The sequence below is a fragment of the Micropruina sp. genome (genome assembly GCF_027492755.1).
GTDB lineage: Bacteria > Actinomycetota > Actinomycetes > Propionibacteriales > Propionibacteriaceae > Micropruina.
Genome location: NZ_JAPUED010000005.1, coordinates 1 through 2,873, shown reverse-complemented (window position 1 = coordinate 2,873; position 2,873 = coordinate 1). Strand labels below are relative to the sequence as shown.

The following is a 2,873-nucleotide window of genomic DNA, read 5'->3' as shown; positions in this document are numbered from 1 at the left end:
GGGTCTCGACAAGCTCGACCAACGGTGGAGACAAGCTCGATCAGCGAGTGGACTCAGAGGTCGTCGGGGACCTTCAGCTCACTGTGCGCGATCTCTTCGATGGAGACGTCACGGAAGGTGAGCACCTTGGCCGACTTCACGAAGCGGGCCGGACGGTACATGTCCCACACCCAGGCGTCGCCCATGGACACCTCGTAGTAGACGTCGCCACCCTCGGTGCGCACCTTGAGGTCGACCGCATTGCAGAGGTAGAAGCGCCGTTCCGTCTCCACCGCGTAGGTGAAGATCCCGACCACGTCCTTGTACTCCCGGTACAGCTGGAGTTCGAGTTCGCTCTCGTACTGTTCAAGATCTTCGGCGCTCATAGCGCACCCACTCTATATGCTCCGCGCACTCAGCGAGGACCGCGTCAGCGCAGCCGCCCGGCGGACGTTCTCGAACCGCCACCGATGGATCTCGCAGGGGCCGTTGGCGTCCAGGTGCCGCTGGTGCAGCGGCGTGCAATAGCCCTTGTGAATGTCGAAACGGTAGTCAGGCCACTGGTCGTGGGCGGCGGTCATCAGGCGGTCCCGGGTCACCTTCGCGATCACGGACGCGGCCGCGACACAACCCGCCACGGCATCGCCCTTCCAGACCGCCAGGGAGGGCGCGCCGAGGCCATCGACACCGAAGCCGTCGGTGAGCACGAAGTGCGGAGCCGTCGGCAGTCGCCACACGGCCCGCCGCAGCGCCTGGATATTGGCCACATGCATGCCCAGCCGATCACACTCGCCGGGTTCGATCAGCACCACCGACCAGGCCACTGCCTTGGCCAGGATCTCGTCGTAACAGCGCTCGCGTTGGGCCGGCGTGAGCAGCTTGGAATCCTTCAAACCCGTCACCTGGGCGCCGGGGGTACTGCCCAGAATGACCGACGCCGCCACCAGCGGGCCGGCGCAGGCGCCCCGCCCGGCCTCGTCGGCACCGGCGATCAGCGGGAAGCCGGCCCGGCGGAGTGCCCGCTCATAGCCGTACAGACCCGCGTCGCGACGCACCACGAACGGCATCGCGGCCTCAGCAGACGGGCACCGCTCCGGTGATCACCGGGCGGTCGGGGGGTGGCGCGGTCGGTTCAGGAACATGGGTGAACGTGTCGGGGCGCGACAGGATCCGCCAGCGGTCGAACGGGAAGACGATCGCCACCGCGGAACCCACCACGTTGGCCGTGGGCACGAACGCGGCCGACCCGCCGTTGCCCTCGTTGAGATGGCAGCGCGAGTCCTGCGAGTTGTTCCGATGGTCGCCCATCACCCAGATCCGGTCCTTGGGCACCACCACGTCGAAAGGCATCGTCGACGGCTCGACCGTCTGCCCGCCCTCGGAGTAGAGGTAGGAGCCCTCGTCCAGAGGTTGGCCGTTGACGGTGATCCGGCCCTGCGAATCGCAGCACTTGACGTGATCGCCGGGCAGTCCGATCACCCGCTTGATCAGGTGATTCGAACTCTCGTCGGGGGCCAGGCCGATGAAGATCAGCGCCTTGCGGACGGGATCGGTCTCTTCCTCGGGGTCGGCGAGCCAGCCCTGGGTGTCGCGGAACACCACGACGTCACCGCGCGACCAGCCGGCCACCTTCTGCACCATGACGCGGTCGCGGATCAGCAGCGTATTCTCCATCGATCCGGACGGGATGACGAACATCTGGGCGATGAACAACCGCAGCAGCGTCGACGCGACCAGCGCGCCGATCACCACGATGGCGATCTCTTTCGCCCACATGCCAGCCACCCGGCCGGCCGAGGGCTTCTCGGCGGGGGGTGACTCACTCACCGCGGACCTCCTGCCTCTGGTCGCGTCCGCAGTACGACGGACGGCTCAGCGGTCGCGCTTTTCCTTGATCTTGGCCGCCTTGCCGCGCAGACCACGCAGGTAGTACAGCTTGGCCCGGCGGACGTCGCCGTGGCGCTCGACCTCGATCTTGTCGATGATCGGGGAGTGCAGCGGGAACGTCCGCTCGACGCCGGTGCCGAAGCTCACCTTGCGGACGGTGAACGACTCGCCGATGCCGCTGCCGGTGCGCGAGATGACCGCGCCGGCGAACACCTGGATACGGGAGCGGCTGCCCTCGACGACCTTCACGTGCACGCGCACGGAGTCGCCGGGACGGAACTGCGGGATGTCCGAACGCAGGGAGGCCTCGGTGACCTCGGCAACGATCTTGTTCATGTGAAATTTCCTCGCCGGTGCCACAGGACACCTCGTGGTTGATCAGAACGTGAGTGCGGACGCCTTCCCCCTGTGGCAGGGGCGTTCGGCACCGAAGATCAAGTCTGCCATAGCCCCTCCCCGGGCCGAAATCGGGGCTTGCCTGACCCTGCGGGGTCTCGCCGAGTTCGACCAACGGTGCCTCGAGAGGGCCGTTCGGGTGTGGCCTACTTGTCCTTCTTGAACAGCGAGTGCATCAGGTCGCGGTTCAGCTGGCTGATGGTGTCCAGCGGGATCTCCTTGGGGCACACCGCAGCGCACTCACCGATGTTGGTGCAGTTGCCGAAACCCTCGATGTCGTGCTGGGCCACCATGCCCTTGACCCGCGACCAGCGTTCCGGCTGGCCCTGCGGCAGCATCGCCAGATGGGTGATCTTGGCCGAGGTGAACAGCATCGCCGAGCCGTTCGGGCAGGCCGCCACGCAGGCGCCGCAGCCGATGCAGGTGGCGGCGTCGAACGCGCGGTCGGCGTCGGCCTTGGGCACCGGAGTGTCGTTGGCGTCCTGGGGGGCGCCGGTGTTCACCGAGATGTAGCCGCCGGCCTGGATGATCCGGTCGAAAGCGCTGCGGTCGACCACCAGGTCCTTGATCACCGGGAAGCCGCCGGCCCGCCACGGTTCGACGTCGATCAC

Annotated in this window: 5 protein-coding genes; all 5 read right to left on the bottom strand. The window is 67.1% G+C overall.

Features of this window, described 5'->3' with window-relative positions; translation table 11 throughout:
• Positions 1 to 53 precede the first annotated feature (53 nt).
• Entirely contained in the window at positions 54 to 365 is a 312-nt protein-coding gene (locus Q0066_RS00360) for a DUF2469 domain-containing protein (RefSeq protein WP_298128911.1), read from the bottom strand.
• 12 nt (positions 366 to 377) lie between these two features.
• Positions 378 to 1,046: a ribonuclease HII gene (locus tag Q0066_RS00355; RefSeq protein WP_298128908.1), complete on the bottom strand. Its 669-nt coding sequence runs from the start codon at positions 1,044 to 1,046 to the stop codon at positions 378 to 380.
• Positions 1,047 to 1,053: 7 nt separating this feature from the next.
• A complete protein-coding gene (lepB, locus tag Q0066_RS00350; protein WP_298128905.1) occupies positions 1,054 to 1,806 on the bottom strand; it encodes a signal peptidase I in 753 nt (250 codons plus the stop codon).
• A gap of 45 nt (positions 1,807 to 1,851) precedes the next feature.
• Positions 1,852 to 2,202, bottom strand: coding sequence for a 50S ribosomal protein L19 (rplS, locus tag Q0066_RS00345; RefSeq protein WP_298128903.1), 351 nt, complete (start codon positions 2,200 to 2,202; stop codon positions 1,852 to 1,854).
• Between the two features lie 206 nt (positions 2,203 to 2,408).
• Positions 2,409 to 2,873 (bottom strand): succinate dehydrogenase/fumarate reductase iron-sulfur subunit (locus tag Q0066_RS00340; RefSeq protein WP_298128900.1); only part of this gene is annotated, 465 nt, incomplete at its 5' end.